30 protein-coding genes and 1 pseudogene are annotated in these 26,843 nt (G+C 56.3%); 5 read left to right on the top strand and 26 right to left on the bottom strand.

Annotated features, from left to right (window positions below; all coding sequences use genetic code 11):
- Positions 1–36: 36 nt before the first annotated feature.
- Entirely contained in the window at positions 37–702 is a 666-nt protein-coding gene (locus AC6I6L_RS17430; RefSeq protein WP_497919200.1) for a helix-turn-helix domain-containing protein, read from the bottom strand.
- Positions 703–893: 191 nt separating this feature from the next.
- Between AC6I6L_RS17430 and AC6I6L_RS17425 the strand changes: the two genes are divergently transcribed.
- The 3 genes from AC6I6L_RS17425 to AC6I6L_RS17415 all read left to right on the top strand — a co-directional run bounded on the left by AC6I6L_RS17425 (position 894) and on the right by AC6I6L_RS17415 (position 2,155).
- On the top strand, positions 894–1,538 hold the full coding sequence (locus AC6I6L_RS17425) for a helix-turn-helix domain-containing protein (protein ID WP_497919051.1): 645 nt from the start codon (positions 894–896) through the stop codon (positions 1,536–1,538).
- Positions 1,539–1,622: 84 nt separating this feature from the next.
- Positions 1,623–1,973, top strand: coding sequence for a HalOD1 output domain-containing protein (locus tag AC6I6L_RS17420; protein ID WP_497919050.1), 351 nt, complete (start codon positions 1,623–1,625; stop codon positions 1,971–1,973).
- Positions 1,970–2,155: a hypothetical protein gene (locus AC6I6L_RS17415; RefSeq protein WP_497919049.1), complete on the top strand. Its 186-nt coding sequence runs from the start codon at positions 1,970–1,972 to the stop codon at positions 2,153–2,155. The genes AC6I6L_RS17420 and AC6I6L_RS17415 overlap by 4 nt, the downstream gene beginning before the upstream one ends.
- Positions 2,156–2,861: 706 nt before the next feature.
- Here AC6I6L_RS17415 and AC6I6L_RS17410 read toward each other — a convergent pair.
- The 8 genes from AC6I6L_RS17410 to AC6I6L_RS17375 all read right to left on the bottom strand — a co-directional run bounded on the left by AC6I6L_RS17410 (position 2,862) and on the right by AC6I6L_RS17375 (position 7,087).
- Positions 2,862–3,710: a DNA-binding protein gene (locus AC6I6L_RS17410; RefSeq protein ID WP_497919048.1), complete on the bottom strand. Its 849-nt coding sequence runs from the start codon at positions 3,708–3,710 to the stop codon at positions 2,862–2,864.
- Positions 3,711–4,275: 565 nt separating this feature from the next.
- Complete coding sequence (locus tag AC6I6L_RS17405; protein ID WP_497919047.1) at positions 4,276–4,410, bottom strand: hypothetical protein; 135 nt, start codon at positions 4,408–4,410, stop codon at positions 4,276–4,278.
- A gap of 26 nt (positions 4,411–4,436) precedes the next feature.
- Entirely contained in the window at positions 4,437–5,009 is a 573-nt protein-coding gene (locus tag AC6I6L_RS17400) for a hypothetical protein (protein WP_497919046.1), read from the bottom strand.
- Positions 5,006–5,386 carry a hypothetical protein gene (locus tag AC6I6L_RS17395; RefSeq protein ID WP_497919045.1) on the bottom strand — a complete coding sequence of 127 codons (381 nt, stop codon included), beginning with the start codon at positions 5,384–5,386 and terminating at the stop codon, positions 5,006–5,008. Before AC6I6L_RS17395 ends, AC6I6L_RS17400 begins: the two co-directional genes overlap by 4 nt.
- A gap of 116 nt (positions 5,387–5,502) precedes the next feature.
- Positions 5,503–5,832 (bottom strand): DUF8158 family protein, encoded by a 330-nt coding sequence (locus AC6I6L_RS17390; RefSeq protein ID WP_497919044.1) that lies wholly within the window; start codon positions 5,830–5,832, stop codon positions 5,503–5,505.
- 6 nt (positions 5,833–5,838) lie between these two features.
- Positions 5,839–6,192 carry a DUF8105 family protein gene (locus tag AC6I6L_RS17385; RefSeq protein WP_497919043.1) on the bottom strand — a complete coding sequence of 118 codons (354 nt, stop codon included), beginning with the start codon at positions 6,190–6,192 and terminating at the stop codon, positions 5,839–5,841.
- 79 nt (positions 6,193–6,271) lie between these two features.
- The gene (locus AC6I6L_RS17380; protein ID WP_497919042.1) at positions 6,272–6,784 is read right to left on the bottom strand and encodes a PIN domain-containing protein; all 513 of its coding nucleotides are present in this window, start codon (positions 6,782–6,784) and stop codon (positions 6,272–6,274) included.
- Positions 6,785–7,087: a hypothetical protein gene (locus AC6I6L_RS17375; protein ID WP_497919041.1), complete on the bottom strand. Its 303-nt coding sequence runs from the start codon at positions 7,085–7,087 to the stop codon at positions 6,785–6,787. It lies immediately after the preceding gene.
- 249 nt (positions 7,088–7,336) lie between these two features.
- Here AC6I6L_RS17375 and AC6I6L_RS17370 point away from each other — a divergent pair, with 249 nt between their 5' ends.
- Both AC6I6L_RS17370 and AC6I6L_RS17365 read left to right on the top strand, forming a co-directional pair.
- On the top strand, positions 7,337–8,038 hold the full coding sequence (locus AC6I6L_RS17370) for an MBL fold metallo-hydrolase (RefSeq protein WP_497919040.1): 702 nt from the start codon (positions 7,337–7,339) through the stop codon (positions 8,036–8,038).
- 79 nt (positions 8,039–8,117) lie between these two features.
- Positions 8,118–8,324, top strand: coding sequence for a DUF3006 domain-containing protein (locus AC6I6L_RS17365; protein WP_497919199.1), 207 nt, complete (start codon positions 8,118–8,120; stop codon positions 8,322–8,324).
- A 68-nt stretch (positions 8,325–8,392) separates the two neighbouring features.
- Here the strand turns inward: AC6I6L_RS17365 and AC6I6L_RS17360 are convergent, their stop codons facing one another.
- The 17 genes and pseudogenes from AC6I6L_RS17360 to AC6I6L_RS17280 all read right to left on the bottom strand — a co-directional run bounded on the left by AC6I6L_RS17360 (position 8,393) and on the right by AC6I6L_RS17280 (position 26,842).
- Complete coding sequence (locus AC6I6L_RS17360) at positions 8,393–8,755, bottom strand: hypothetical protein (RefSeq protein WP_497919039.1); 363 nt, start codon at positions 8,753–8,755, stop codon at positions 8,393–8,395.
- A 26-nt stretch (positions 8,756–8,781) separates the two neighbouring features.
- A complete protein-coding gene (locus AC6I6L_RS17355; protein WP_497919038.1) occupies positions 8,782–9,336 on the bottom strand; it encodes a DUF7342 family protein in 555 nt (184 codons plus the stop codon).
- Between the two features lie 48 nt (positions 9,337–9,384).
- A complete protein-coding gene (locus AC6I6L_RS17350) occupies positions 9,385–9,837 on the bottom strand; it encodes a DUF8030 family protein (protein WP_497919037.1) in 453 nt (150 codons plus the stop codon).
- Positions 9,838–10,371: 534 nt separating this feature from the next.
- Complete coding sequence (locus AC6I6L_RS17345; protein WP_497919036.1) at positions 10,372–11,817, bottom strand: APC family permease; 1,446 nt, start codon at positions 11,815–11,817, stop codon at positions 10,372–10,374.
- A 4-nt stretch (positions 11,818–11,821) separates the two neighbouring features.
- Positions 11,822–13,438: a class I adenylate-forming enzyme family protein gene (locus tag AC6I6L_RS17340; protein WP_497919035.1), complete on the bottom strand. Its 1,617-nt coding sequence runs from the start codon at positions 13,436–13,438 to the stop codon at positions 11,822–11,824.
- The gene (locus AC6I6L_RS17335) at positions 13,431–13,901 is read right to left on the bottom strand and encodes a MaoC family dehydratase (protein WP_497919034.1); all 471 of its coding nucleotides are present in this window, start codon (positions 13,899–13,901) and stop codon (positions 13,431–13,433) included. Before AC6I6L_RS17335 ends, AC6I6L_RS17340 begins: the two co-directional genes overlap by 8 nt.
- 129 nt (positions 13,902–14,030) lie before the next feature.
- Positions 14,031–14,693, bottom strand: coding sequence for a helix-turn-helix domain-containing protein (locus tag AC6I6L_RS17330; protein ID WP_497919033.1), 663 nt, complete (start codon positions 14,691–14,693; stop codon positions 14,031–14,033).
- A 199-nt stretch (positions 14,694–14,892) separates the two neighbouring features.
- Complete coding sequence (locus AC6I6L_RS17325) at positions 14,893–16,134, bottom strand: phage NrS-1 polymerase family protein (RefSeq protein ID WP_497919032.1); 1,242 nt, start codon at positions 16,132–16,134, stop codon at positions 14,893–14,895.
- Positions 16,135–16,397: 263 nt separating this feature from the next.
- On the bottom strand, positions 16,398–16,880 hold the full coding sequence (locus tag AC6I6L_RS17320) for a primase-like DNA-binding domain-containing protein (protein WP_497919031.1): 483 nt from the start codon (positions 16,878–16,880) through the stop codon (positions 16,398–16,400).
- Positions 16,877–17,041: a hypothetical protein gene (locus AC6I6L_RS17315; protein ID WP_497919030.1), complete on the bottom strand. Its 165-nt coding sequence runs from the start codon at positions 17,039–17,041 to the stop codon at positions 16,877–16,879. The genes AC6I6L_RS17320 and AC6I6L_RS17315 overlap by 4 nt, the downstream gene beginning before the upstream one ends.
- An 86-nt stretch (positions 17,042–17,127) precedes the next feature.
- Positions 17,128–18,804 (bottom strand): DUF8186 domain-containing protein, encoded by a 1,677-nt coding sequence (locus tag AC6I6L_RS17310; protein ID WP_497919029.1) that lies wholly within the window; start codon positions 18,802–18,804, stop codon positions 17,128–17,130.
- Between the two features lie 53 nt (positions 18,805–18,857).
- Positions 18,858–19,259 carry a DUF7985 family protein gene (locus AC6I6L_RS17305; RefSeq protein WP_497919028.1) on the bottom strand — a complete coding sequence of 134 codons (402 nt, stop codon included), beginning with the start codon at positions 19,257–19,259 and terminating at the stop codon, positions 18,858–18,860.
- 817 nt (positions 19,260–20,076) lie between these two features.
- The gene (locus AC6I6L_RS17300) at positions 20,077–21,000 is read right to left on the bottom strand and encodes a DMT family transporter (protein ID WP_497919027.1); all 924 of its coding nucleotides are present in this window, start codon (positions 20,998–21,000) and stop codon (positions 20,077–20,079) included.
- 93 nt (positions 21,001–21,093) lie between these two features.
- A pseudogene (locus AC6I6L_RS17295) lies at positions 21,094–22,196 on the bottom strand (IS630 family transposase).
- A gap of 421 nt (positions 22,197–22,617) precedes the next feature.
- Positions 22,618–24,723 carry a glucosidase family protein gene (locus tag AC6I6L_RS17290; RefSeq protein ID WP_497919026.1) on the bottom strand — a complete coding sequence of 702 codons (2,106 nt, stop codon included), beginning with the start codon at positions 24,721–24,723 and terminating at the stop codon, positions 22,618–22,620.
- A 16-nt stretch (positions 24,724–24,739) separates the two neighbouring features.
- Positions 24,740–25,918 carry an ABC transporter ATP-binding protein gene (locus AC6I6L_RS17285; RefSeq protein WP_497919025.1) on the bottom strand — a complete coding sequence of 393 codons (1,179 nt, stop codon included), beginning with the start codon at positions 25,916–25,918 and terminating at the stop codon, positions 24,740–24,742.
- 3 nt (positions 25,919–25,921) lie between these two features.
- Complete coding sequence (locus AC6I6L_RS17280) at positions 25,922–26,842, bottom strand: carbohydrate ABC transporter permease (protein ID WP_497919024.1); 921 nt, start codon at positions 26,840–26,842, stop codon at positions 25,922–25,924.
- Position 26,843: the final 1 nt, after the last annotated feature.

Here is a 26,843-nt window from a genome sequence, read left to right as displayed (position 1 = left end):
TCCCTGGCTCTGTCCCATGATGTATAATGGAAACAGTCAGTCCATTTCCGCTGCTGACTCAGGCGTGAGAAGTGCGTACCTCCCGAACGTCCCAATGGCACGACGCAGTCGCTCCGTCACTGCTTGATCGGAAATTCCGAGTTCGTCAGCCAACTCCGCGGTCGTACAGCCGCGTGGAATGTCGTAGTATCCCATTCGGATGGCAAGCGAAAACGCTTCTCGTTGGGGCTCACTCAAGCCGTACCACGGACCAGCATCGGGGTCCGTCGGATTGTATATACGGGTTAATTCCAGGGAGATGTGCGCATCCTCACAACAAGTCTGGCATTGACTAAACGCTTCGCGGTCTGAGAACCGTATCTCGAAATTCCATCCTTCCGACGATCCAGTCGCACCCAGTATCTGCCCGTCGTGTTCCAAGATACACTGAAAAAGGTGGTCCTGGCTCGCATCCCAGTCAAGCCTGATTAGCGTCCTGTCGTCGAATACGTCCACCTCCGTGACGTTATTAACCGTTGGATAGCGCTCGACCGTATCGAGAAAGCCGTTTCCGACCGGTTCGTAGACCCAGAAGAGCGGCACGGTGACGTCCCCACTCGGGACGAGCGTTTCGAGTTCGATTGCCGACGTATCCTCGAGACTGAGGATTTGCCCGAGTTCAAAAGCATCGGATGGGATGCGAATCTCCGTTATTACACTCATGCTCGCTTGTGCGACTAGATTGCCCGGTCGTACAAAAGGAGATGACATGGTGTACCATGGCTTTCCGGGTATCAAACGGACTCCCCGCTCGCAGCATACACTATCCCGGCCAACAACTGTGCGTTGGCTCGTCTCGAAGCCATGATACACCACCCATGCCGGTTATTTGTCTGCTAGACGAAGGGTTCCGCATGGCGACTGTGATGGAGTTTACGAGTCTGACAGAGGAGTTCCCACTGGGGAGTGTGTTCAAAAACTTGCCGGGTGTGACGGTCGAACTGGAGCGGCTGATTCCACACCAGACGCTGATTATCCCCTACTTCTGGGTACGCGATGTGGAAACGGAGGACATCGAAGCTGAGTTCGAACAACACGCCGGCGTGAGCAACATCCGAATGGTCGATAGCATCGAAGACGAGTATCTCATGCGTGCCGAGTGGGAACAAGAGTACTTCGGCATCCTGAGCGCGCTGGCCAAGGCCAACGTCGTCGTGCTCTCCGGAATCGGTACGAAAAACGAGTGGCGATTCGAGGTGCGCGGCGAGAGTCAGGAGACAATCGGCGAGTTTCGAGAGTACTGCCAGGAAAACGACATTCCGATAACAATCACCGCCGTCCACGCAATGCTTCCGATCCAGGGCGAGGGCTACGAGTTAACCGAGACCCAACGTGAGGCGCTGGTGTTAGCCTACGAGCGGGGCTACTTCGACACCCCACGCGAGGTGTCGCTCGAAGATATCGCTGACGAGCTCGACATCACCCAGCAATCGCTCTCCTCACGCCTTCGACGCGGGCATCCACGCCTCATTGGAGCGACATTCAGTAGTTCGGTGTGATCGTTCGGATAGGTCCTTTGTATTAAACCCTCTGTATAATCAGTATACCTATTGAACCGACTCAGACGGCTAGAATCGGGCGAGATGGACGCAACGGTATCTGGGGTTGGAGTCGAAGCGGTCGAGTACTCTCAGGAATCTGGGACTGTTCGCACGCAGTTTGATCAGGAGAAGACACCAGCGAGCATGGCTGTTGTCGCAACGCTGGCGGACGTAATGGAGACTGATCCTGTAGAACTCGACCCGCTCCATTCCACTGTTGACGCCGACGAATTAGATGCGCTCGTTCGCGTTCGCAACGGGACAAACGGGGATACCCACGTTGCATTCACGCACGAGGGGCACGCAATAACCGTACACAGCTACGGTGTGATTACTATCACACCAGAACACGAACTCACAGTGGAGAAATACGAAAGGGGTGCGGGGAGATGACGTCTGAAGAGACAGCGCTTACGTCGACGGAGGAATTGAACGCGGAGCTGAAAGCCCTCCTTCGCAGGGCCTACGAGAGTGGAATCGATGTGGAAGGCGGATTCGAATGTCGGAATGGGGTCGAACATCCTGACTGGGACGTGATCGTCACCGAAGTCGAAAAGAACGAGCATTCGGAGTGAACGACTACGAGCGTGGCCGGATCGGTAGCAACTACTTGACCTGTGAGTGACGAACGCTGTAACCAAGATTGCATCAAACGGGTACTCTCAGCGCAACAACGGCGAGTATTACGTGCGCTCCTCGACGAGAGTTCGATATCTGCTGACCCGATTCTTCGTGAGGGAGAGACTCTCAACTCCGGGGAGTACCTCACGATTTGTTACGAACTCCATCACGTCCTACTTCCCGAATTATCGGATGAGGGGTTCGTCGAGTTCGACAGGTTCGAAGACAAGGTACGGCGAGGAATGAAATTCGACGAGGTATGTCGGTTTCATGAACAGATCGATGACGACCATGACGAGTAACCTGGTCCTGTAATCGATTTGCTGCTGAATGCGCACTTTGGGTTTGCACGACTACTTGAACAACTATCAGAATTGGCAGAACCCTCAGCGATCGATACGCACTCTCTACTGAACGGCTGATTCATTGACTTCGATGCGAAACAAACGAAGCCGTCGTGCTGAACCCATGCTCTCTATGCAGCAGTCAGCACCTATCATCTTCTGAGGGGTTCAATAAACCCAGCTGATGTGATTTTAGACATATTTGCGAAAGCCCGGCAGCGAGACGGCTTCCAGCCGTGAGCTGCCCGGAACGTGGAGGTGGGAGGGGAGGTGGGTAGTGGGTGATCGGGCACTAAGAAAAAGAGAGTTCGTTCGGCTACTCCCACCAGCGGCCGCGCTCTGGGAAGACGATTTCCGACCAGTGAGTCAGCGCGATCGAACACCGCCCATTGTACCAGTTCTTCGCCGCCGCCCGGAACCGCACTCGCTCACCCTCCTGTACCATCGTTTGTCGACTCTTCGCCCAGATCGTGAACTTCGTCCGACCAGTCTCGTCTTCGAGCAATCCAACCTGTTGGATACTCGGACTCGAGGGTTCCCACAGTTCGAGCACACGACCTTCCACAGTGACCTCGCCTCGCCTGATCTCCTCGAGGGCCCCGATCGGCACGATCGTCCCTGCCCTGTGTTGCATCTCTTCTTTCGTATCCATCACTGCCTCGAACATGTCCGCGCCCTCGAGAACCCGACTGACGATCCGCTTCGCGATGACCGCTCGCGTGTACCCACCGGTGACGTTCTCTGACAACCGCTGTGCCTGCCGATTGACCTGGCCCAGCTTCGCTCGTTCAAGTTTCTCTCGAGGATCGACTTCCTTGGCTGGCCGCTGATCACGTCGTGCCTGTTCAACCACCGCTCTCGTTCGCTCCGCTCGTCCCTCCTGTCGACCGAATGCCGCCTGTGCACTGATTCGCTCGATTTCTTCCTCTCTGGCCCGAATGCGCTCTTCCTGGGACAGGGTCACGCCGTAGATCCGGTCTTCGTTCGTGTCAACGATCCCGTCTGGGTGGTTTGCATCGACTTTCGCCTGAATTTCCATCTCCACCGTGGCCTGGAACTCTGGAGTCTCGTCGACGACGTCCTCGTGCTCTGCTCGACCCACTTCCTGCTCGTACGCCTGTTCATCGACCGAAACGACCTTACTAACCGACTTCTTACTAGACATTGGAATTAATTGATTCCAAAGGCGCTCACTCGGCGTCTTTTCCCAACACCACGACTCTCCAGCCCTGGCTCTCATCGCTGTCCAACTCATCCATCACACGCGTCTCGCTCGCGCCTTCGTAAGCGCCCGTCAGGGCGCGAGCGAGACGCGCCGATAACCGCCCTAACCAGTAACGCGCGACGCTTCAATCGGAGCGATCGGCCAGTTTTAAGCCGTTTACGAGTCTGAGCGACAGCGAAGACCGAAAGCGCGCTTAATACTGGCACCCGAAGAGCGGGAGTGAGCGGAGACCGGAAGCGGCGAGCGGGACGTGCCGCCACTCAGACGGAACCAACCACTACCGCCAACTTGCCGATCGGTCCACGTAGGTGGGATCGAAAGGGGCTGGCGCGATCGAGGAACCCCGGCGACGCAAGCACCACAGCCTGCGAGGAGCGTGGTTCGAAAGACGCGAGCGTCTTTCGTCATCACGAGAGAGCGCCGCCCTCTCGAACGACAGCAAGCCGCGGGACTCGATCGCGTCAGGGGCTTTCAATCTCTACGTAGAGGGAGAGTCCGGAGAGAATTAATCGTCCTTGAGAGTTGCATAGATCTCAGCGTGCCGGCATCCGTCAAGTTTCCCCGTTCCGAGGGCAATCTCGTGATGTTCTTCGTCACTCTTGGCGAACCTCTTCGTCGACTTTTCCTGCAAAATCACCATTGGACGTCACCGATGTGTTGAACAGTTCACTCTAACAGAGTGAGAAGCTGGGTCACATAGGGACTGTTTTCCCAGCTTCGATGCGGACTGATCGACTCGATAAGCGTTCGTGCCTCTTCGTGGCTCATGTGGCCATTGCGGGCGTAGTCGCAGATGAGTCTCGGTGTTGGGATGATCCGTGGACCGGTAAGCACGGCATGTATGAGCGCGAAGTTCGTTCCGCCGAACTCGTCGGTCAGGAACCCATCAGCCCCGATCGCGTTTGCAAGGACAATACCGTCTGTTTCGCCATCGTCGAGTCCAAACGTCGGACGCGGTTCAGTTGTGTTCGATCGTTCGTACGGATCCTCGACACCGTAATAGTCTTGAGCGGCGAGAACGTTCGTCGCTGCCGCTCCGTGGATATCGTGATACTGAGTGAGATCATGGAGTTCTGCAACGACTTCGGGTGGAACGAAGACCTCACACGAGGTAAGCAAATACTGGAGTGGATCCGGTGACGCATCTGTATTGTATCGTTCATCGGCACGAGGTACGGCCAGACTCACCAATGCACTCGTGTCGGCGACTATTGTTCGAAGCTGCAACTCGCTACTCATTGCTCGCCGGACGTATCAGACGCGTTCGTAGGCTCGACCATTGTGGTCTCACCAGTATAGATGTCGACGTCGTCCGGAGGTGTAAGATCGAATGGCTCACTCTCCAGATCTGCTTTGAGGAGGCGAAGTCGCTGTGCGGTTTCTGTACCGACTAGCTGCTTGACCATCTCGAACTCAAGTTGGTCGTTATAGTACCGTTCAGCAACCAAGTCCTGGAACGTTTCACTCTCCGCTGTGTCCTCTAGATACTCTCGAATGGCTTCTACGAGTAGATCAGTTCGGTCCTTATCGAAGAGGCTGGCGACAGCATCGAGTCGCTCAACGAGATACTCCGGGGACTGGAAATGGACACGTCGAGGATCGTCACTTGCACTCATTATATGTGCAAGTTCTGCACACAGGTCAATAACGTTTTCGCAGTATGCACATAGCTTGTGCATAGACGGAAACAGGTAGTAGAACTCGATCGCGTCAGGGGCTTTCAATGGCCGATTCAGCTGTTCTTGTCTGCGTTTAGCTCTTCAAGGAACCAGCCAGCTGTCGTTCCAATTCGAACGCCATCGATGTTATTCATCTCGAGGTCGACGGTGGCAGTACGAAACGGATAGTGTTCGACGAGAATACGGTGGATCACAGTTCGGACTGGCTCCTCTCCGTATCTGTCGATGATTGTCGCCATCGCTTGGTCCATGTGAGCGTCTTGGTGATCTTCCCGTGGGTTCTGTGCTCGGCTGAGTATGAGTTCGATCACATCATCCACCGATGCATGCTCGGGATTTCCTGTGTGTTCGCGAACAGCGTAGAGGGCATCGATATCACTCATCGATAGTCACTCCGTCATGCCGTCTTCCGTGTTATCTGTGGATGGTTCCAACCGTCGCTGCCGTCGGACCTCAGCGAGCGTGTCTTCGAGTGTAGCGAGGCGCTCGATCGCCTCGAGCTCATTGGTGATCTCCTCGATAAGAGATGATCGCTTCACAGCGACCTCGTCCCCGTCGGTCGTATCGATTGATTCGACGCGAATCTGTCGCACCTCGTGCCAGCCACAATCCCAACAGTTCCGTGAGACATCGATGCACTCGTCTTCATCAGCCGCGAGGAGGGCGTCAGTAAGTGATGTCGAAAGTGACTGGTCTGGCCCGACTTCGAGCGTAACCGGACCACTACACGCAGGACAGTCCATACCTGTCTCAAGAGTCGCGCCAGTATTGAAAGTAGATGAACGACGGGACAGTCTCACAGACGGTTCCACCGGGGTTGAGTCAGGGCTCCTCAAGCAATGAGCGGGCTCGCTGCACGTAGCTGTTCGAGTCCCAGCTGCGAGCGTCGCTGATTCCATCAAGGAGCATCTGAGCATCGGAAGCTGACAGCTGCTCAGTTCGAACGAGGACTGAGAGCAAGGTCGGAGTCGTCACGAGCCGGGTATCAGCGAGCGACGCATGAATCAAGCCGAGTTGGTTGAACTCATCACAAAGAAATAGTGTAGCATTGAGTTCGTTCGCGAGGGTGACAGCGGCGTTCTCACCGTCATCGAGTGGAAACTCAGCATCAAGGTCGATCGATCGTATCTCAAGCGTATCAGTTCGGTTAAGTACGGTAGTCGCGGCACGGCCGTGCACGTCATCGTACGAGGCGATCTCCCGGAGTTCTTCGATGACCGCTGCTGGGACGACGACCTCGTATTGGGTCAGACAGATCGAGAGTGGATTGGGATTGTCGTCAGCAACGATCCCGAGACTGACGAGGGCGGAGGAGTCTGCAACAAGCTGCGACATCTATGCGTCGACGACCTCGTCGATGAAGTCCTTCTCTAGTTGCTGTTTCAACACCCGGAGATTCGCCGCCTCTTCAGCGCCGACGAGTGCTTTGAGCTGCTCAAAGGAAATCTCGTCGTCGTAGTAGGCGGCCGCGATTTCTTGGGTGAGCGCGTCGTCGTGAGCGGCTTCCTGGAGGTACTCCCGGAGCGCAGTCACGAGGATATCTGTCCGATCCTCCCCGAGGACGTCCGCGAGTGCATCGGTTCGATCGATGAGCCGGTGCGGCGCTCGGAACTGGACGCGCTTTTTATCACTACTCATTATGTGTACATTGTGAGCCAGCTTACTTAGCCCTTTTCGTGTGTACGATGTGAGCTGCCCTAGGATTGTGTCGATGAACACCCAACCCGACGGCCTACCAGACAATAGCAAAGCAGATGACTCGATCGCATCAGGGGCTTTCAGTGTCTGTATCTCGGTTCCACTCCATGGAAATCCGAACGATCATGTAGCGGTAACCGAGTCACGAAGGTAATGTAACGACTTCTCTTGATTGCTCTTGTCGCGGCGATGCTCGTCCTTGCTGGCTGTGTTGATGGAACTGGGACAGGGAGTGATGAGCCGACAGTTGACGCAGATGATGACCTCGAAGAGATCGATTCGATCGGTGCTGAAGACGATACCACAGCCGATGGGGACGAAACTGATCCAGAAGAAACCGACGAAAGCGAAGCTGATGATCCCGACCCAGGTGATGATCCCGATGTTGACGGTGACCTCGAGATCCAGCACATCGACGTTGGCCAGGCCGACGCCACGCTCCTGATCGAACCCTCCGGTGAGACGATGCTTATCGACTCCGGAGACTGGCGTCAAGGAGGTTCGGACGTGATTGAGTACCTCGAGGATCAGGATGTCGATCGAGTCGATCATCTCGTCGCAACACACGGGCATGCCGCCCACATCGGCGGCCACGATGCGATCATCGAGCATTACGAAACCGAACGGAACGGCATTGGCGAAGCCTACGACTCTGGCGTTGCTCACACGAGCCAGACGTACGATCGATATCTCGACGCCATCGAAGACCACGACATCGAACTTCTGGTCGTCGAAGACGGCAATCACTTCGAGTTCGGCAACGCGAACGTCGACGTGCTCAACCCACCCGAAGGAGATTCGGGTTCGGACCTTCACGATAACGGCACGGGATCGCGTCTTCGTGGGAAGATGGCGACCCGAAGGAGATTCGGGTTCGGACCTTCACGATAACAGTGTGGCACTCTCCATCGAGTTCGGAGAGTTCTCCTATCTCATCACCGGCGATGCGGAAGCCGACGCTGAAGAGCGGATGGTCGACGAACACGGAGAGCAACTCGATGTCGACGTAACGACGCTACCACCGGAGGCTCAGCACGAAGGGGCAGTTCTCGAGATCGCCGTTGAAGCGAACGAACTCCGCGAAGTCGAATATCTCCCTGAAGTCACACAGTCTCGCAAGGAGTCTGCACAGGAGCGCCTCGATCGTCTCTCGAAGCGGTTGTCGGACCGAGAGTAACCAAGTTCAGTCCGTGATTGTCTCTTCAAGCTTTGCAGGGAGTCGCTGTAGGCAGGTCTCCAAGAAACTCAGTGGCGCTTCCGCCTTGAGGTGTCCAGGTTCGTGGAATAGTTCCTCATCAGTCTCGATCTGGAAGTGAGTTGTCCCAAGATCTTCGTGGTCGTCATCTTTGTGCCATCCCAGACTGACTGCATCGTCGGCCCACTGCACACGCTGGACATCAGTTCCAGCACGGGGACGCCAGGCAACCTCAAAAGTAGCCTGCTGCCGCGGGAATTTTCTCTCAAGGAACATCTCCGTATCAACGTCGGCAACAACAGATCGAGGACGGAGTCGTGATGGTCGATACTGGATGTTGGAGAAACCAGGTTCTTTCTCGAGGCGTTCTTTGATCCGACGAAGTCCTTCGCGCCGAGTGAACCCTCGGCCACCAGCAAGAAACAGTACCATCAGTTTGTTAGCCTTCTTGCGGGAGCGTCCCTGTGCCAATCACCCCGATACGCGGATCTGCGTCAAGCTTCGTCAGTGAACTCTGCAGGCTGATGGCAAGCTGAAGCGCTTCCCGTACCTGGATGTTGTACTCCCATTCCTCGATAGTCTCGAGGCGCTCACGTCGATCGCTGGACGACAGATCCTCACGTCCAATACTCCGGCGAAGTTCTTCGAGTGACTCGACATCGTACACTGCTTTCCACGAGTCGATTTCGTCACCAATTGCACGCAATTCGTTGGTGAGTTCGTCTACAGACTGTTCTTCAGCGAGAGTGCGGACTTCGCGCAGGAATTGCGTGATGTCGTCTGGCTTGTAGCACGTGCCGTCAGCTGTTTCGACGACCTCGAGCTCGCCCTGATCGGTCATGCGATCGAGATATTTAACGGCTGTATCCCTCGAGACATCTGCCTCTTCAGCAATCCAGCCAGCATTTTGCGGCGACGTTCGAGTCAACGCAACATGCCTGATGCGGTCAGCAGCGTCCATCTCCGCTGGCCACGCACGTGATTGATCGCTCATTGGTCTCTGTAGAGTCGCTTTGGACTAATAGTTTGGCATGCTTCCGAATTATTTCGTATCTTCTCGCTGAGAACAGTGACGGAGGGGTTTGAGAACAAAGCGGTCACATCGACACGCCACCTCACGGCTCGGATCAGATGTCTCTGGACGAAATCTTGATAGCCGGTTCGCCAACTCCGTTCGAAGTTCATCACGCGAAAGTGTCTCTTCATGCCAGCCGAGCCGATCGTCATAATGGTGTTTTGCGAACAACTCACCGTACGCATCAACCGCGACGTAGTGTGTCCGCTTGTGACCCCAAAGATGCGATGATCGGTATTCAGCGCCAAGAGGTTCGTGTGTGAGTTCGACGAGAACCCAGTCGACGTATGAGACGATCGAGACACCGCTGCGGTTGTTTGGGATCAAGAGTTCTCGATGATTCTCTCGTGGCTCGATCAGCGTCTCTAGTTGTATGTCGGTGCCGCTGCCCAGTCGATGTTTCGATCGTTCAGAACTCATGGTTAGCGAGCGGAATTCACTGATTTCCCCTCACCCCTTTGGGGAGGACAAACCGTTCTGTTGAGCCACGAAACTACGTGAGCGATCGGTGAGATTTTGTTGGTCTGTTCTTTGAGTAGAAGTTACCTCACACTGCACCTACAGTTCTTATATATGAAGAGACAGTCTTGAAAAGACTCTCAGTGACACAGCGCACACCGTATGTGCGAACCTAATGCGGCTACTCCTGTTAGTTATCAGTTGTTTTAGTAGAGTCTTGCTGAATATACAGCGCAAACGTGACATACAGATACGGTGGACACTGGGTTGAGTCGGATCGATCGGTAGTACAGCACATGACCGAATGGTTCAAGCCACTCTTTAACAGTGGTGAATACCTTCCCCAGAGTTGGCAGAATAGAACTGTGTAGGGACACATATGCTAAAACTCTGGACAAAGGGCCTCCAGGGACTGCAGAGGCTTAAAACGATCCGGTGTAGGAAGATCGACCAGGAGTGAAACGCTCTCGGCGAGGAAAAGTACAGCTGACAGTATCAGTCGTCGGTGGTTTTCCTCTCGATCTGTTCGTGTCTGTGCAGCAGCCCCATCCGGTCTTTGAGGTTCTCGCCCTTCTTATCGTATGCGCGGATGCGATAGAAGTACGCTACCGTCACGAGAGCCAGCCACGCCAAGAAGAACAATAGCGCCGTCGGGGCGCTCGAGACGATGAAGATGATGAACACGAACGAGACGAGGACGTTCCCGACCGCGACGGCGCGGAGCAGCGGCATCGGGAGCTTGTAAATCGAGTACTCGTAGCGCTGCGGGAATACCTTCGGCAGGTTCCACAGCGCGATACCGCCGATCATGAAGAGCATGAGGATGCCGACGATGACTACGACCACGAGCCAATCGAGGAACTCTACGGGTGTGATTGCGTCGAAGAGGTCGACGAACGGCGCAGCTACGAGCGGCGGGATCGCGAGGAGGATGATCGCGCGGTTCGGCGTGTTGAATCGGTCGTGGACCGCCGCAAGGTAGTCGGGAATGATCTCGTCGCGGGCTGCCCGCATCACGGTCCGGGAGTACGAGGTGAATAGTGCGTTGATGGTCGTCGCACCGGCGACCAGTGCACCGAGCGCGATCAGCAGCGACGCGCCATCGGGGAGCGTGCTGACGGCGAAGAAGCCGCCCTCAACGGGCTTTCCGTCGACGATGGCCTCCTGCCACGGCACCGCGCCGGCTAGCACAATGACGACCGCCATCGAAATCGCCGCCACGATCCCCATCCCGATGGCGAGTACCCGGGGGATGTTCTTGACCGGGTCCTCGATCTCCTCCCCCATCTCGATTATCATCCCGAAGCCCTGGAACGGGGTGTACAGCGTCACGATCGCCAGAAGCAGCGGCGCCATGCTGCCGACGAACAGTTCGTCGGGGAAGATCGGAGTGAAGTTGCTCGCCTCAACAGAGGGTGCCATCCCGAGCGTGAACGTCAGCAGCGCCGCGAGGAAGAACAGCACCATTGCGATCTGTACCTTTGCAACGATCCTGATGCCGACATAGTTGAGCGCGAGGAACGCCCCGATGATCGCCCAGATGATTAGCATCGCCGGCGCTTCCGTACCGGCAACCTCTCCCAGAATGCCGTTGAGATACTGTGTAAATCCGAGCGCGGCGAAAAGCAGGTACGACCACACGGCCAGTACAGGGACGGCAACGCCGATTATTCCCCAGTAAGGCCCGATGAGCCGCGAACCGTACACGTAAATTCCGCCAGCAACCGGTAGTGCGCCGCCGAGCTGCAACAACATCAGTACGCCAAGCACCATCGGTAAGATGGCGAAGACGACGGCGATAGTGATACTTGGACCGGCCTGTGCTAGCATCTGCGTCGGGACAATAAAGATGCTCATTCCCATGGCGGTGCCGACGAGCAGCGCGACAGCGCCCCAGAAACCTACCTGTTCATTGATTAATTTGTGATTATCGATCGACATCGTACTATGTTGAGAGGTCGTATCTCTCGATTAGACCTTGGCGGTCGATCTTCCCGAGTGGTGTAGTCGGGAGTTTGTCACTGATCGTGTACTTCACGGGCCGCTTATAGTCCGCAAGTTCCTTGCTGGCGTACTCCTCGAGATCCGAAACGTCCAGGTCCGAATCAGGATCCGGAACGATGAACGCGTGGCCTGCCTCACCCCACTTCTCGTGTTCGATGCCGACTACTTGTGCCAGGTTGACCGCCGGATGCGACGTCAGAACGTCTTGGATTTCGTCGGGATACACGTTGTAACCGCCGGAGATGTACATGTTGTGAGCCCGACCGCGCAGCCGGACGTACCCGTGTTCGTCGACGAAGCCCATGTCTCCGGTCCGGATCCACTCCCCGTCGATCGTCTCGGCGGCCGTCTGTTCGTCGTCGAGGTAACCGACCATGACACCGTCACCGCGAACCACGAGCTCTCCGGTTTCGCCTTCCGGGAGGGTGGCGCCACTCTCATCGACCGCCTTCACGTCGAATCTGGGATACGGTTTTCCGACGGTCTCCGTGAGTACGTCCCAGGAGGCCTCGAGCTCGGTCAGGGTGACGAACCCACCGGTCTCCGTAAGCCCCCAGCCGGTCACGGGCGTCCCGATTGCGGCCATTCCATCGAGGCAGTTCTCCGACGGCGCTTGGCCGGCCACGACAGCCGTCTTTACGCTCTCCATCGCGTCCTCGTGGTCGGGCACCGCAAAGAGCATCTCCCACATCGCAGGGACGTTCCCGACGACGGTGATCGATTCTGTCGCGATTCTGTCCAGGGCCTCGCCAGGATCGAACGCGTCGAGCAGTACCGCTTCGCCGCCGGAGACGAACACCGTCCCGAGGAGTTCAGTTGAGCCACCGACGTGGCTCGGTGGGAGATGAACGAGTGTGGTATCCGAGTGATCGATCGCCCAGGTATCAGACATCGCCGTTCCCTGGAAGACTGCGTTTCGATGGCTCAATAGCGCTCCTTTCGGACTGCCCGTCGTTCCGCTCGTGAACACGACGAGAAACGGCGTATCTGGGTCGTGGTTTCCCACGGCATCAGCCGAGTTCCGTGTCGATCCGTCCGAATCGACGACACTCCACTCGTACTCTCCCGGGTCGCCACCTGATACGAATCTCGCGTCGTCGAACCACTCCACTATCGGAACATCTGCAAGGAGGTCGTGTCCCATCAGCGCCTCTCGATACGATTCTCCGTGATACGCGTCGACACCGAGGAAGGCCGTCGGTCGCGTCTGCTCGAGGATGTACTTGATTTCGCGCGGCTCCGAACGCAAGTCGATCGGGACGAGCGTAGCCCCGAGTTTGGCGGCCGCGGCGTACGTTCTGAGATACTGTGGACACTGCGGGAACAGCGTGGCGATGTGGTCACCAGGCTCGACGCCCGCCTCCGAGAGACCGGCAGCGAGACGTGCCGCTTCCCGGTTTAACTCCTCCCACGTCCCGTCGATAGCGTCCCCATCCGCCATCGCGACCGGTTCGTAACTGTAAGCGCTCGCCATCGGCTGTTCTGCGGCCCATCGTTCGAGGTACCAATGAACGAGGCCGGTGTGCGGTTCTCCCGGGTCGTAAGGCGTGTCAGTCATGAGTTGGATCCTCCTGTTGTGTTCGTGCGACGAGGTACTGATTCTCGAACTCCGCGACCGTCTCTCCGCGTTGATTCTGGCAGCGAATCGCCGCCGTTACGATGCCATGGTCGTCATTACGAGGTGTCTTTTCGACGATTTCGGCGGTGTAGCGTACCGTATCATCGATGTAAACCGGCTGATGGAACGAGATCTCACCGATGCCGGCGTTGGCCCGGATGCTCGTCTCCCGATTTTGAAAGAGCAACCCTTCGGCAAGCCCGACGAGGAAGGTCCCCTGGACGATCCGATCGCCGAACATCGTCGATGCGGCGAACTCCTTGTCCGTATGTATGGGGAACCAACACCCCGTTACGTTTGCGTAGTTCACCACGTCGGACTCGGTGAGCGTTCGCCCGATCGTCTCCGTGGTGTCGCCCACCGACATATCCTCGAAACTGTCCCTGAAGAGTCCCTCGCTCACTCGAGACACCCCGTTCCCCGATCCGATGCCTGATTGCGTGGCATAGTCTCACATTATCGTTCATGTTGGGTAAGCGATTAGCCGCAAATATGCGGGAGAAACACCCACCACCATCACCCGACAGACCAGTCAGGGGACAAGACGGGGCAACAACTTTGCCTCACACTTTCGCAGGTGTTCGCCGACCGTCCCGACTGCACAGCCGAGTTCGTCGGCAATATCCTCGTACGTTGCTGCGCGCGGATCGCGATAATAGCCGCATTCGATGGCCGTTTTGAGCGTTTCTTGTTGCTTTGGGGTGAGAAGCGAGAATAGCGATTTGTGGTACGGTTCGTAGGTTCCGGTCCGGTGTAGAACGAACGAGACGTCGGCATCGACTTTTTCAATCGCCTCGGCGACGATCTTCTTGTTCCCCACGATGGTTATTTCCAAAGCGCCCTCGTCGGTGTAAATCATCGGTGGGTCCATAACGATTTCGTGGCGATCGAACATCCGCAAGAGCGCGTAAATCGTCTCGTTGGGTCGAAAGTGGGCGTAAACGAAGACGCTATGATCCTTGACGATCAGTTGGTATTCGAGGGCGAGAAAGTGCTCTTTGAGTAATGCCTCGATCCGATCGACGTCTCCGACGATTTCGAACAACACGACCGCAGTGCCGTCGTCTAAGAGATTCGTCTGGTGGATGAGTTCGTGAGTCACCGCGGGTTTGGCAGCCACCTGCTGGTGAACCGGCTCGAACCACTGCTGATCGGGTTGAAATCGAAGATGGCAGTATTGGACGACCGTCTCCATTGAGAAGCACACGAGCGGCGTAGTGAAGTACATTGGGAAAACGGACGCTGGACGACTGCTGAACGCATCCTCTGAGTGTTGCGCGCTGTTTTTACCAGTTTACGTATGCGTCATACTGTATTGCGATACATCATCCACCTGAGCTGAGCGGTGCAAATAATGAATCCACAGTTTTCGATAAGAACTCTATCTGGTCAGATCAGTCGCGAGACCACAACTGCCGAACCCGTACCCACAACGACGACGAGTCATCACCCATCTTATTCTCTTGATTGGTACATCGCTCGACCACGTTCTTTTGTTGTTCAACGATCGATCGGAGCTCTTGACGTTCCGCAGTGAGCTGCTCGATTTCGTTACGGCGATCGGCAAGCGTCTGTTCTAGTTCATCGATACGCTGTTCGAGGAGCCGGTTCTTCTCTGCAAGATAGGTCTGATCGGCCCCTATAGACTCCGAACGGCCGGACTCATTCTCCAAGTCAAAAGCCGTCTCAGAATCCAGTTGGGTATCCATGGCAGACTTCTTCGGCTCGTAGAAGTCGCCTGTCGTAGCAATCGCTCGCTCGATCGTCTTTTCGCCGTACGTCGATCCGTCCGCGTGATGGATGTCGTCCCATTTCCCCCGGATGAGTCTTGACCGTCGAAAGAGTCGATCCATCTGTAGTCGATCGCCACCCGTCCAGAACGCGAGCAAACAGCACAGTGCCATACCGGCTTCCGACTGGCTGTCGTATCCACTGGTGTTGCCTTGCCACAACCGATCGAACTTTGCGCCGTTACCTGCTGATCGGGCTTTCTTAAGCAGTTCCTCATCCTCGAGTTCGATCGGTTGGCGTTGGTTCGCGGTTTCGGTCCGATCGGTGTCGACGGCGTCGTTTTCAATATTATCCTCTTCAGCGACGAACTCCTCGTGGATCGCCTCGAGTTCCGCTTGCCGATCGTTGATCGACGTCGGCGTTCCGTCGACGTGCTCTGCTGTCACGGTGAAGAACCGAGATCGATCGTACATCTCGATTCCACCTCGACGGTTTCGCCCGGTTGGGAGCTCTCCCTGGAGGAGGACGTGATAGCCCGTTCCAGAGGGGGAAACTTCGGTGAACGAATCCAGTTGTTGGATGATCTCCTTCGCGTCTTTATCTGGTCGACCAGTCTCTGGATCACGGCACTTGTCCAGGTCGACCCCGACAATCGGGTCCGTGCTCGTAAAGACGAATCCGATTCCATCTGCGTTTGCAGAATCCACATACCTCAGTGCTGTTTCGAAGTCGCTCCAGGTCCGATCATCCGTCGACGACGCAACGTTGCCAGTCTTCGGGTCGATTGGAATCTTCGTTTGTTTTCCGTCCCGATGTTCCGATCGCCAGCAAAGCCACTGTGTTCTCTCAGTGAGTGTGCTGGGAAGTACATCGTCATCGATTTCACTGCTAATTGTGTTACTCATTTCTGCCCTCCATTTGTACTGACTCTCCGACTCTGGAGGAGTCAAATAAACTCAAATACCGATACCAGCCAACCCACTGACCGACGGGATAACCCCTGTCTATACTAGTCGGTTTCTGCCCCGACGCTACCCTGACATCCGACTCTGTCTTGCGGTTTTTACCCTGACGAGCCCGTCGAGGTAGCGTCGTCTCAGTCAGTATGCACTGACACGCTCGTTTGCAACTTATTGGACTCAGTCGGATTTCAGGGATAATCATAGTGTCATTCAGCAAGCTCTCGCCCCTGACTTGAGAGCGTGATACCAGTGTAACAGTTTACGCGCTGGCCATCACGCGTTGGACGACTCTCTCCATACGTAATGTGCTCGCCAAGCTTCCGAGAGAACCAGGGTTTCGAGTACTCCTTTTGATTATAGACAGCAGCCCACAGTTGGTGTACCTTGTAGAGGTCGTCTTTCGGGATTTCAGCGTCTTCATGTTCGATAATACACTCCTCGACGAAGGTACTGAAGTCGATATCCGCTGGATCAGATGGGAGTTCCTTCTCGCGATTCGTCTCTGAAGCGTTGCAATCGTCTGCTTGCACATCTATATCTTTACGATCGGGTACAGCCGGCGATGGCTCCTCAAATGCGGGCAAGCTTGTCGTTGCTTCATCCGAATCCGTCTCCCCGAGAACCGTCTGGAGAGGCAGGAATTCACTATCTCGATAGACGCGAACAGAATCTTCACCCGTATCGATCACCGCGATCGCTGGGCGAAGAGGTCACCAGAGGGTGCGATTAGGTTCAGTCGATCAATTGTGTCTCGCTCGAGTTCGATTACCAGCTCGAGTCCATCGACATCGACGCTCTGGATGAACTCTTCAGCAGCGTCAACGGACCCGTTGTCGCTGCGATCGCTCAAAGCTGAGCAGCCAGCGAGTCCGGCTGTCGCTCCAACAAGGAGGCTTCTTATAACGGTACGTCTGTATACTGTCTTCTGTTGGGTTGTCATAGCGTATCTTTCATTTTCAAGAAGGTGCCGATCCGCTTGGCAGCGTAGAGCACGACTACAAGCGGGAGCGCATACCGAACAACGTCTACTAATAGTGTGAACCAGCCAGTCGGTGTCGCCAGCGGATGCCACGTCTCGGTGGCTGTATCACCGAAATATGCTGGACTGTGTGAACGCCACGAACCAGGGTGATACTCCGCCGTATAGATTCCCGGCTGGTGGACTGTGACCTCAGCAGTACCAGCTGCGTTCGTTCGGACTCGCTGGTCACCGATCGTGATGTAGCCCTCCCGCGACTGGTGGCCGATCAGCGAAAACCGAGGATGGTCGAACGGGCTCTCGAGCATAATCGGCGCACCTGTCTCGGCATCACGAAGTTCGATCTGGAGAGTCGTTGCAGTCGCATTCGATTCGATGATCTCGACAGAGAGGTCACTCTCACGAATCTCTCGTTCCGAGCCACCGTCGGGCTCGACGATGTCTGCAGAGACACCTCGAACGATACCGTCGACGGCGATCGCATCTCGATCGATCTCGTCGTGGCGAAGAGCCAGTCCATCCGATCGGGTGTAGGTCTCCGAAACTACGTCGATATCGACGTTCTCGTGGATCCCGGACTCCGGCGAAGAACTCTTGGACCCCCATACTTCGAGGATTTCAGGGCCGTCACGGATCGGTTCTGCGCGCGGACCTAATTCGGATGGAAACGCATGAACGTATACCGGAAGGGCGTCAGAATTTACCCTCTCGCTGGAGGTCGCAGTTGCGTGCGTTAGTTCGTCCCAGCCGGTATCTCGAGCGGTGTAGTATCGCCACACGCCACGGACCTTCGCTTCGCCGTCGTCCGAAAGCGTGTATCCGTGCCACGGTTGGTCCTGATAGATCGCAACACCGCCGTCGCCATTGGGATATGATGCATGGTAGACCCAGGCCTGTGGATCGTATACCTCGATATCGAGATCCTGCGAAACGGTGACCCGATCGGTGAGGACCTCCGTCTCGTTGCTACGGTCTCGCTCAACTCGGGCGCTGATGTCCGCCTCGAGTGTGAGTGTTGCCGGGCCACCACGATCGAACGCATATTCGATAGTGGGTGTTTGCGTACCCGCTGTAGCCTCGACGAGCTCACCATCCCTGAGCAAGCGAACTTCATCGATGCCGTGATCGTCGATCGATGAGTTGCTATCGAGACGGATGCGATAATCAATAAGGCCAGTGAGTTTGCCTTCTGGCGCGATGTACTGACGCGTCTCGTTCGCGTTCAGGTGTGTTTTTGTCGATGGCTGGATCGCAAATGCTGTTGCGTGTGCATCGGCAATGAGGACAGAATCTGTGAGTTCTGCATGGATGGGGTGTATTGAGGTCTCTGTATCGCCACCCGCGAGTGATTCGTAATCATACGCTGTCCAGCGCTCGGCCGTATCTGGAGGTTCTTTGAACGTGATATCCGTACAGTTGGCAAGTTCCTGCATCGCCGTTCGCTGCTCATCGTATCGATCCTCGTACTCGTCATCACTGAGACACTCGTTCGGCGCTTTCGACCACAGTGTTGCCGTCTCGTTAGCGTCTAACCCACTATCGTCGGCTTCCGATCGTGGTGGGACGTCTGGACTACCAGCGACCACACCTGCGAACGCGATCGTACCGACAACGAGAGTGGCCACGGCAATCACGGCAGAGAGGTTCTGGTGCACGGGATTCAGTTAGTTTAGCAGGGACTCTGGGACTACCACGGGACGAGGTCGACACATTCGGCGAGCGGAAGACCAATAGCTGATCCAGCAACCGTGTATAGCGGTCCGAGGATCACGAGGATAACCGCAGACTTCATCGCCGTTCGCTTGTGCTGTTTGAGGTCCTTCTTTTGCTCGATGTTCATCGTAAACATCTCGACGAGCGAATCGGCCTGCCAGACGACGACCAGGCCCATGATCCCGAGGGCAGTCGTGATCTGGAAGAATCCCGAAATCATGTCTGGCAACCCTTCGGCTTCACAGACTACGCTATCCTGAGCAAGGACTGGGTCTACGGCGATGAGCAAGAGGACATCAACCGACAGGAACCCACTGCGTACAACTCGTCGAAGCCCAACCGAGTGAGAATCAGAAGTTAAATTCCGGCTCGTCATCGATGACCAGCGTCACTACTGAACAGAGAGGAAATTGAATTGCTGTACAGGAGAGTAACGGTACTGCTGTCTTTGGAAGGACGTAGGTGCAAACGCCTTCGAGGACTGTTGTGATCTTTGGTCGATGGGGGGGTCATAGAGTATCGAGCGTCGGTCTACGGAGATGGGATAAATATCTTCTGTATTTGTTAAATGTATGCTCGAAATGATTGTTTAAGCAAACGTATTTACAGCTGATCAGAACCTTAGTAAGAACTAATGAAAATCCCATTCACAAGTATATTTACTATATGATATAAGATGATGGTTCTGAAAATCGTGGGGTGATGATGAGCCCCAGGATCAAATATCTGGTTCGGGTTGAGTCCTGCATCTCATTTCCACTCAGGGGGATTTTTTGAGGAGACAATCGGATGTTGACTACGAGAATTGTATAGTTGAGAACTATAAATTCTATCTGATACTAAATCGGCTACGGACTACACTCGCTGCTGTCTTCCCGAGACAAGAGTCTAACGATCTCCCTCCCAAAACACACGAGAAGCTAACTATGGCTCTAAATCGCACATCTCTTTCGAGAACGCCAATTTCGGCAACCAATTTGGCGTATACAGCACTATAGAAGCCTATAGATGGCAAATTAGTTTTGGAAGCGGTTATACGATCGATTTGGACCATAAGTGTAAATAAGATGGTCTGATGAAGGAGTGATCCAACGAATAACATGATCTTGGTCCACGGTCGAATTTCTCGTGAGATGAATCGAGAGTCGATCGATACCGTCAGTTGGGTCGGATGGTGCCGAATAACTTGTGTATCAGGATCGGTGCTTCATCCGCGCGTCGACGGAGACCAGGCTCGAGAGTTCTTCGGACTTGAGGATCGCGAAGCTGGTGAAGATGATGGCGAATCCCACGGCAGTTTCGAGCGTCGGCTGGTCGCTCAGCACGGTCCACTCAAGGAGTGCCGCCGACAGCGGGGCGACGTAGGAGACGAGATTCACTTCGATTGCACCGAGGGCAGAGAGCAGGTGGAAGTAAATCAAGTAGCCGATGACGTAGACGCACCCGACAAGGTAGAGGATCGCCCAGAGGGCCGGCCCAACAACGACCGCCGAAATCGTGGTCGATTCACCCGAGAGCAGACCCAGCCCGAAGAGACCGATACAGCCGAGGAGCGAGCCCCAGGCAATGAGGAGGACATCCGGTTCGTCGGCAGCGAACCGCTGGATCAAAACCGCCGCGAGAGCCGTGCTCGCCGCCGCGAGCAAGATTAACAGCTCTCCCAAGGCACCGGCTGCGATGTTCGATGGTGACGGTTGCGCGATGGTCACGATGCCGACCAGTCCGACGACGATTCCGACGGCTCCCCGACGTCCGAGCCGTTCGTCCTCGAGCAACACCCTCGCGAATCCCGCGGCGAGAATCGGAACCAGACTGATGATTGTTGCACTGATGGCAGCCGTCGTGTATTGCTGCCCAGTAAAGAGCAACGCGTTGTAGAAGAATACCGTGAAGAGGGCAATCACCGCGACGGTAGCCCACCCGGCAGGCGTTCGGGGCCGTCGGTGCCGGTAGCGGGCCACAACGATCGGAAACAGCCCGACAGCCGTCAGGAAGAACGCGATCGCTGCGAACGAGAACGGGGGTAGATACTCCAGTCCGATCCTGAGTGCGATAAATCCAGATCCCCACAGAAACGCAAGTGCTAGAAACAGCCCAGTCCGTATTGCTCGAGTCATCTTCCGGAGGATTGATTCGTTCCACACATTATCAGCGTGAGGGTATAGGCAACCGACCGGTCATTGTTTTGTGTTTCCAGCGGTGGTTAGTGGTTAAGATAAGAACTGCAAGCGAGAGCCAAGGAAATCGTCGATCCATGCCTTCGCGAAACTCAACCGGTCGGTGAGTCGCGTAAAGAGATCATCGACGAGAGCGCGGAACCTGCCGCGCTCTCGACGATAAGTGGCGATGTGACCCATTTCAACTACTTCCAGACCTGCTCAATTGGATTGAGGTCAGGTGATCCTACCGGTAAGAACACGAGATCAATGCCGAGTTGGTGGGCACGCTTCCGCGTGTACTCGCACGTATGTGCGAAGTGGTTGCCCAAGACGAGCAGAATCCGCTTGCCGGGATTCTGCTCGCGTATCCCTTCGAGACAGTCACAGATCCGTGCTTTCGTCTGGTCCTCGGAGAAGCTTACTACATTCTCGCCGTTGAGCGCGTAGAACCCGACCGCTGGTTCGAACAGATGAACCAGCGGTCGGGTGATGTGTGGGTCATCGACACAGTACAGCCGCTGAGAGTTGTCCCACGGTTGGGGATGTGACGCATCGAAAAATCCGAGGACAGTTCTGCCGTCTGTACAGATATCGTCGTCGACAACTCAGCCTTCTTTGTCGTCATTCTCGCATTTATTGTGGGGCTTGGCATCTTCCTCATCGAACGCGTCAGCGACGCGTTCGTCGAGAATCTCTCCGGCGTTTTCGGGTCTAGAGGGACGCTTGGTCCGTGGAATGGCGTACGAGAGGCCAAGGTTGTCAAGAAACTTGCCGAGGTAGACTGGGTAATACTGCACGTCGAACTACTGATCGATGAGATGCTGTATCTCCTGTTTCTTCCAGGGCTGTCCTTCCCGGAGGAGTTCGAGCAACTCTTCCTGTTCGTCTTCGCCGAGCTTTGGGGGCCTGCCGGTCCCGAAGTTCGGCGTTAGTAGCCCGAGTCCTCCCTCATTCCAGCGCCGAGCCCAGCGACTGCCGGTTGATTCGGACTTACCAACACGGTCGGCCGCCTGCTCAAGCGTGTCGCCTTGATAGAGATTCTTGACAAAAATGAGCCGCTTGCTGATTTTCTCATCGTCTGTTTCAGCAAGGAGTCGGTCGAGATCGTCGTCACTGAGGTGACGGACGATCTCTTTGCGGCGATCTTCACTCATCGATTGTCATTCTCACACCATCCCCTAAACTTCCCTTACGTATTATCGACGCGAATCTCTTCGACAACCTCGCATCGTCGTCCAAGACAGCAATGTACGATTCGTCTTTGTAGATGTCAATTCCGAGGTAGTTCATGGTTTTCTCTGGAGCGATAGTGCATGGAGTAGAGCGACACCTATTCGAGGTCGTCGCCCGACTTCCTCCCGGGCAGTCGGGCTTGGCCTCATGATGTGGCTTCCTTGGCACGTCGGCCAATCAAGAGCACGCGCTTTGTTGCGCCTGTGAAGCATCGGCCTTTGCCACCCCAGTCTTACTCCATGCGCTGAGGTCTTAGCAGGCTTTCATCGCATCAAGAGCGTATATCGTATATTATCCATAGCTTCAAGATCGATGAGAAGTGACTGCCGACACAGCATTCGGTTACCGCGAGAGATGAATCGTGACCTGGTCCGCTACGTTCGGTACGTGATATCTCTGGTTACCCAGCGAGTCGACGTCAGTTTCCGTTCCTTCGACGTCGCCGTCCCACCAGAGAACGATCGTCTCAGGCGTCCGATCACGGCTCGGAAGGTCGAGTTCGAGTTGGTACTCGCCGTCTCCGGTAGCACTGAGGACGACGTCGATCGGACCATAGCGCGTCGGCGTCGCTTCCAGAACGAGCGGTTCGTTCTCGGCCGGCAACCACTCCGTCGGGAGTCCCCGAAACAGTTCGAGGTCGGCGTCGATCTCGACAACCAACAGATTCCTGATAAGTCGAATGAATTCCCCCGAGGCCCAGTTATGGGGCATATCTCCATAGAATTCCGTCGAATGGCCGTCGGTGAACGCCTGTTCTTCCCGCCAGACACGACTCGGTGCAGCATGGTTCGCGAAGGCGTAGAGGTAGTCGACGGCTTTCTCAGGGTCGCCGGCGTAAAGCCACACCTGCGCGTAGAACAGTCCTGAGTACGACCAGACGGCCTGGTCGTGGATCCAGCCCGTGTTCTCCGGGAGCCCCTGCGTATCGTCGATCGAATCGAGCAATTCGAGCAGATTCTTGACGAACGACGACTCGGGGTCGAACACTTCGCCCGGGTAAATCGCGTGTGCGAACGCCCAGGTTGCCGACTGTGGCCTGTTGTACTCGATGTCTTCCATGATCATCGGCAGGTAGGGGATACTGTCGTCAGTTTTGCGCATGTCGCGTTCGGCACACTGATGGAAACCCTCGAGGACCTCCTCGTAAAGCGAGTCGAATCGATCGTGGCCGTCGAGGCCGAGTCGATCGCCTGCGTCGGCCGCCGCACGGAGTCCGACGAGAACCCAAAGTGGCGTCGTGTAGTCGGGATAGGGGCCTTCGATTCCCCCGTCAACGAACGCCGGCGGGAACAGCGACTGGGCCGGATAGTCGGATCCCATCGCCTCGGCCCGTTCGCGCTGGCTTTCGAGGAATTCGAGGGCACGGCACATCAGCGGCCAGAGTTCGACCAGCCGCTCATCGTCGTCGGCCAGTTCACACTGGCGGACGAACGTTGCGAGTGCGATCCCAGTCTCCTTGTCATGTTTGGGCGACTCGAGCAGTGCTCCCGACGGTTTGACACGCCGGAGCAAGGCGAGCAGTCCTTGCTCGAACGCCGCCTCGCCCCGACCCATCATGTGGGCGGCTTCGAGAATGAAGTGGCCGTCAACGACCCACAGTCCCCGGTACTCGGTCGGCCCGACCTGGTACTCGGCCACGCCGTCGACAACCTCACGGGCTTGCAAGATGTTGCGCCCGCAAGAGTCGAGCATCGCCTGAACGTCCTCGTCGGGAATCTGTAACGTGTTCTGGAACGGTTCGACCGACTGCCAGTACTCGCGAGTTCGGTCGAGGGCGTCCTCGACCCACTCCATCGAGACAGCCGCCGGATCGAGGTCGCCGTCCAGCACGACGACGAACGCACCCACTCGGGTCTCGTCTCTACCGAGTCTCTCGTAGTCGAGGCCACGACGGACGGCGTACGGCGGCAGATCGAGCCGATCGCGATCGGCAGTTGGATCGGGCATCGGAACTTCGATCACATCTTGAAGCGCCGCGCCTTGGAGGTCGAGTTTGACCCGAGAGGGGGCCGGCCGAAAGTCCGCTGTCGTGGTCACCGTCCATCGAATCACGTCGGCCCGACAGTCGTCTGATTCGTAGGCGAAGACCGTCCACGAGAGGGTCGACTCGGCGTACCGTTCGGTCGTCGTGACGATCGCTTCCCTGGGGTCGCCGTAGGTCTGCTCCCGATCGATCAGTTCGTCGCGATGCGTGATTGTCGGCTTGATCGTCGTCGCGAACGACTGTAACGGATGGGAGTCGTATGGACTGGTAATACGGTCGTGGCCGAGCTGGTTCGGGTCGTAGTCGACGCCGGGTCCGAGTTCGTAGCCGTAGCAGAGTCGCCCATCTTCGCGGACGACCGTCTTGTAGTCGTCGTCGACGCGGCCGATACAGGTCTGGACGACTGGCGGTGCGTATCTGAAATCGATCGTTCGATCTGATTCTGTGTTCGAATCGATGGTCATGTGTGGGTTGACGCAGTCAGGCACTCTCCGGATCGGTGGACGCGTTCGAGACGGCTGCTGCGCTCGAATCGACGATACCGTGGTAAACCGCTTCACCGGACGCATCGAAGACGTGAACATTCGAGCGGTCGATCACCAACTCGAGTTCGTCGTCCGCCTCGAGTTGTGTGTCCGGATCGAGACTCACCAGCAGTTGGCTGTCGTTGATTCCCGCCTCGGTCTGCATGTTGGAGGGCGAGTCGTCGAGAACCGCGTAGACGAAGACTTCGTTCCCCATCGGTTCGAGCACGTCCGCGCGTGCAGTGACTGGCTCGGAGGGAGCGTCGAGTGTGTCCGCTGCCGTGGCGGGGTAGATGTCTTCAGGGCGGACACCGATCGTAACGGTCGTGCCGTCGGTGAGCGCGCTGGTATCTACGGCGGTCAGGGTCACGTTCTCGCTGACGAGTTCGTCTCCGTCGACGGTAGCCTCGATGAAGTTCATCGAGGGAGAGCCGATGAAACCGGCGACGAACTGGTTTGCTGGTCTGTTGTAACAGGTAAGCGGTGGGTCGATCTGCTGAAGTTGTCCGCCGTTGATGACGGCAACACGATCGGACATCGTCATCGCTTCGGCCTGATCGTGCGTGACGTAGATGATCGTCGTGTCGAGTTCCTTGTGTAACCGTTGTAGTTCCGTTCGCATGTGGACGCGGAGTTTGGCGTCGAGGTTCGCGAGCGGTTCGTCCATCAAGAACACGTCGGGCTCTCTAACGATCGCCCGAGCGATCGCGACCCGTTGGCGCTGGCCACCCGACATTTCGTCGGGCATCCGATCGAGCATTCCCTCAAGTTGAACGATCTCGGCGGCGCGTTCGACCCGGCGATCGATCTCGTCGTCGTCGAATTTCCTGAGCCGCAGGCCGAACGAAATGTTTTCGTAGACGTCCATGTGCGGGAACAACGCGATGTTCTGGAAGACCATCGAGACCCCACGATCTTTCGGCGGCAACTCGGTGACGTCGGTGTCACCGATGAGGATGGTTCCGTCGGACGGGGTCGTCAGCCCGGCGATCGTGTCCATCGTCGTCGACTTGCCACAGCCCGAGGGACCGACGAAGGTAACGAACTCGCCGTGTTCGATCTCGAGGTTCATGTCGTCGACTGCCGTTACGTCTGCGTACCGTTTCGTAATGTGTTCGAGTGTAACGTCTGCCATTGATTACTCCTTGAGTGCGCCCGCGGTGAGTCCGCTGACGATTTTCTCCTGGGCGACGACGACGAGAATCGCGACGGGAACAATCCCGACGATGCTCGCCGCGGCCATGAGGTTGTACATCTGGACGTACTGCGTCTGATAGCCGATGATCCCCCACAGCAGCGGCGCCCAGTTCTGGGCTTGTCCGTCGGTCATCAGGAACGAGAAGAAGAACTCGTTGTAGACCCCGATGAACGTGAGGATTCCAGCCGTCGCGATCCCCGGTGCCGAAAGAGGTGCAATAACGTGATACAGTGCGCCGATCCGCGTCGTCCCTTCGATCCGCGCAGCGTCTTCGAGGCCGTCCGGAATCTGGCTGTAGAAGTTGGTGAGGATGAAGATCGTCAGCGGAAGGAACAGCGCACTGAACGGGAGCACCATCGAACCGGGGGTGTTAAACAGGTCTGGACTCCGGAGGCCGAGTGCCGCAACGTTCCCCGTGAGGAAGCGAAACAGCGGGAGAATGTACGCCGCTGGCGGGAAGAAGGACACGACCAGGAGTACGACCAGAAGCGGTCGACGCCCTGGGAACTGCAAGCGGCCGAAGACGTATCCCGCGAAACTCCCGATGACGAGCACGATCGCCGTCGTCAGCGCCGCGATAACGAAGCTGTTGAGAATGTATCGGTGTAGCGGCAAGAGTTGGAAAATCTCGACGAACGAACTGAAGTACAGTTCGTTCGGGAAGAACCCGCCGCCCATCTGTCCTTGCGGCGTCAGCGCGAGCACGAACAGCCAGAAGAACGGGAACAGCGCGAAGATCGCGAAGAACACCAGTCCCACGTAGAAACAGGTCTGGTAGACCCGATCTCGGTTCACGATCATGAACTGGGCCCAGTTGGTATCGGTTCCCGCGGTCGTCTCGGTGTGCGTTCGGTCAGTCATG

It is taken from the genome of Halosolutus sp. DAT137, from assembly GCF_059736405.1.
Note: the sequence above shows the minus strand (reverse complement) of the source record. Positions and strands in the feature narration are given on the sequence as shown.

What these genes read in the sequence shown, in the direction of transcription:
- AC6I6L_RS17430 (WP_497919200.1), bottom strand. Translation starts at nt 702, where the DNA reads ATGAGTGTAATAACGGAGATTCGCATCCCATCCGATGCTTTTGAACTC.
- AC6I6L_RS17425 (WP_497919051.1), top strand. Translation starts at nt 894, where the DNA reads ATGGCGACTGTGATGGAGTTTACGAGTCTGACAGAGGAGTTCCCACTG.
- AC6I6L_RS17420 (WP_497919050.1), top strand. Translation starts at nt 1,623, where the DNA reads ATGGACGCAACGGTATCTGGGGTTGGAGTCGAAGCGGTCGAGTACTCT.
- AC6I6L_RS17415 (WP_497919049.1), top strand. Translation starts at nt 1,970, where the DNA reads ATGACGTCTGAAGAGACAGCGCTTACGTCGACGGAGGAATTGAACGCG.
- AC6I6L_RS17410 (WP_497919048.1), bottom strand. Translation starts at nt 3,710, where the DNA reads ATGTCTAGTAAGAAGTCGGTTAGTAAGGTCGTTTCGGTCGATGAACAG.
- AC6I6L_RS17405 (WP_497919047.1), bottom strand. Translation starts at nt 4,410, where the DNA reads ATGGTGATTTTGCAGGAAAAGTCGACGAAGAGGTTCGCCAAGAGTGAC.
- AC6I6L_RS17400 (WP_497919046.1), bottom strand. Translation starts at nt 5,009, where the DNA reads ATGAGTAGCGAGTTGCAGCTTCGAACAATAGTCGCCGACACGAGTGCA.
- AC6I6L_RS17395 (WP_497919045.1), bottom strand. Translation starts at nt 5,386, where the DNA reads ATGAGTGCAAGTGACGATCCTCGACGTGTCCATTTCCAGTCCCCGGAG.
- AC6I6L_RS17390 (WP_497919044.1), bottom strand. Translation starts at nt 5,832, where the DNA reads ATGAGTGATATCGATGCCCTCTACGCTGTTCGCGAACACACAGGAAAT.
- AC6I6L_RS17385 (WP_497919043.1), bottom strand. Translation starts at nt 6,192, where the DNA reads ATGGACTGTCCTGCGTGTAGTGGTCCGGTTACGCTCGAAGTCGGGCCA.
- AC6I6L_RS17380 (WP_497919042.1), bottom strand. Translation starts at nt 6,784, where the DNA reads ATGTCGCAGCTTGTTGCAGACTCCTCCGCCCTCGTCAGTCTCGGGATC.
- AC6I6L_RS17375 (WP_497919041.1), bottom strand. Translation starts at nt 7,087, where the DNA reads ATGAGTAGTGATAAAAAGCGCGTCCAGTTCCGAGCGCCGCACCGGCTC.
- AC6I6L_RS17370 (WP_497919040.1), top strand. Translation starts at nt 7,337, where the DNA reads ATGCTCGTCCTTGCTGGCTGTGTTGATGGAACTGGGACAGGGAGTGAT.
- AC6I6L_RS17365 (WP_497919199.1), top strand. Translation starts at nt 8,118, where the DNA reads ATGGTCGACGAACACGGAGAGCAACTCGATGTCGACGTAACGACGCTA.
- AC6I6L_RS17355 (WP_497919038.1), bottom strand. Translation starts at nt 9,336, where the DNA reads ATGAGCGATCAATCACGTGCGTGGCCAGCGGAGATGGACGCTGCTGAC.
- AC6I6L_RS17350 (WP_497919037.1), bottom strand. Translation starts at nt 9,837, where the DNA reads ATGAGTTCTGAACGATCGAAACATCGACTGGGCAGCGGCACCGACATA.
- AC6I6L_RS17345 (WP_497919036.1), bottom strand. Translation starts at nt 11,817, where the DNA reads ATGTCGATCGATAATCACAAATTAATCAATGAACAGGTAGGTTTCTGG.
- AC6I6L_RS17340 (WP_497919035.1), bottom strand. Translation starts at nt 13,438, where the DNA reads ATGACTGACACGCCTTACGACCCGGGAGAACCGCACACCGGCCTCGTT.
- AC6I6L_RS17330 (WP_497919033.1), bottom strand. Translation starts at nt 14,693, where the DNA reads ATGGAGACGGTCGTCCAATACTGCCATCTTCGATTTCAACCCGATCAG.
- AC6I6L_RS17325 (WP_497919032.1), bottom strand. Translation starts at nt 16,134, where the DNA reads ATGAGTAACACAATTAGCAGTGAAATCGATGACGATGTACTTCCCAGC.
- AC6I6L_RS17305 (WP_497919028.1), bottom strand. Translation starts at nt 19,259, where the DNA reads ATGACGAGCCGGAATTTAACTTCTGATTCTCACTCGGTTGGGCTTCGA.
- AC6I6L_RS17300 (WP_497919027.1), bottom strand. Translation starts at nt 21,000, where the DNA reads ATGACTCGAGCAATACGGACTGGGCTGTTTCTAGCACTTGCGTTTCTG.
- AC6I6L_RS17290 (WP_497919026.1), bottom strand. Translation starts at nt 24,723, where the DNA reads ATGACCATCGATTCGAACACAGAATCAGATCGAACGATCGATTTCAGA.
- AC6I6L_RS17285 (WP_497919025.1), bottom strand. Translation starts at nt 25,918, where the DNA reads ATGGCAGACGTTACACTCGAACACATTACGAAACGGTACGCAGACGTA.
- AC6I6L_RS17280 (WP_497919024.1), bottom strand. Translation starts at nt 26,842, where the DNA reads ATGACTGACCGAACGCACACCGAGACGACCGCGGGAACCGATACCAAC.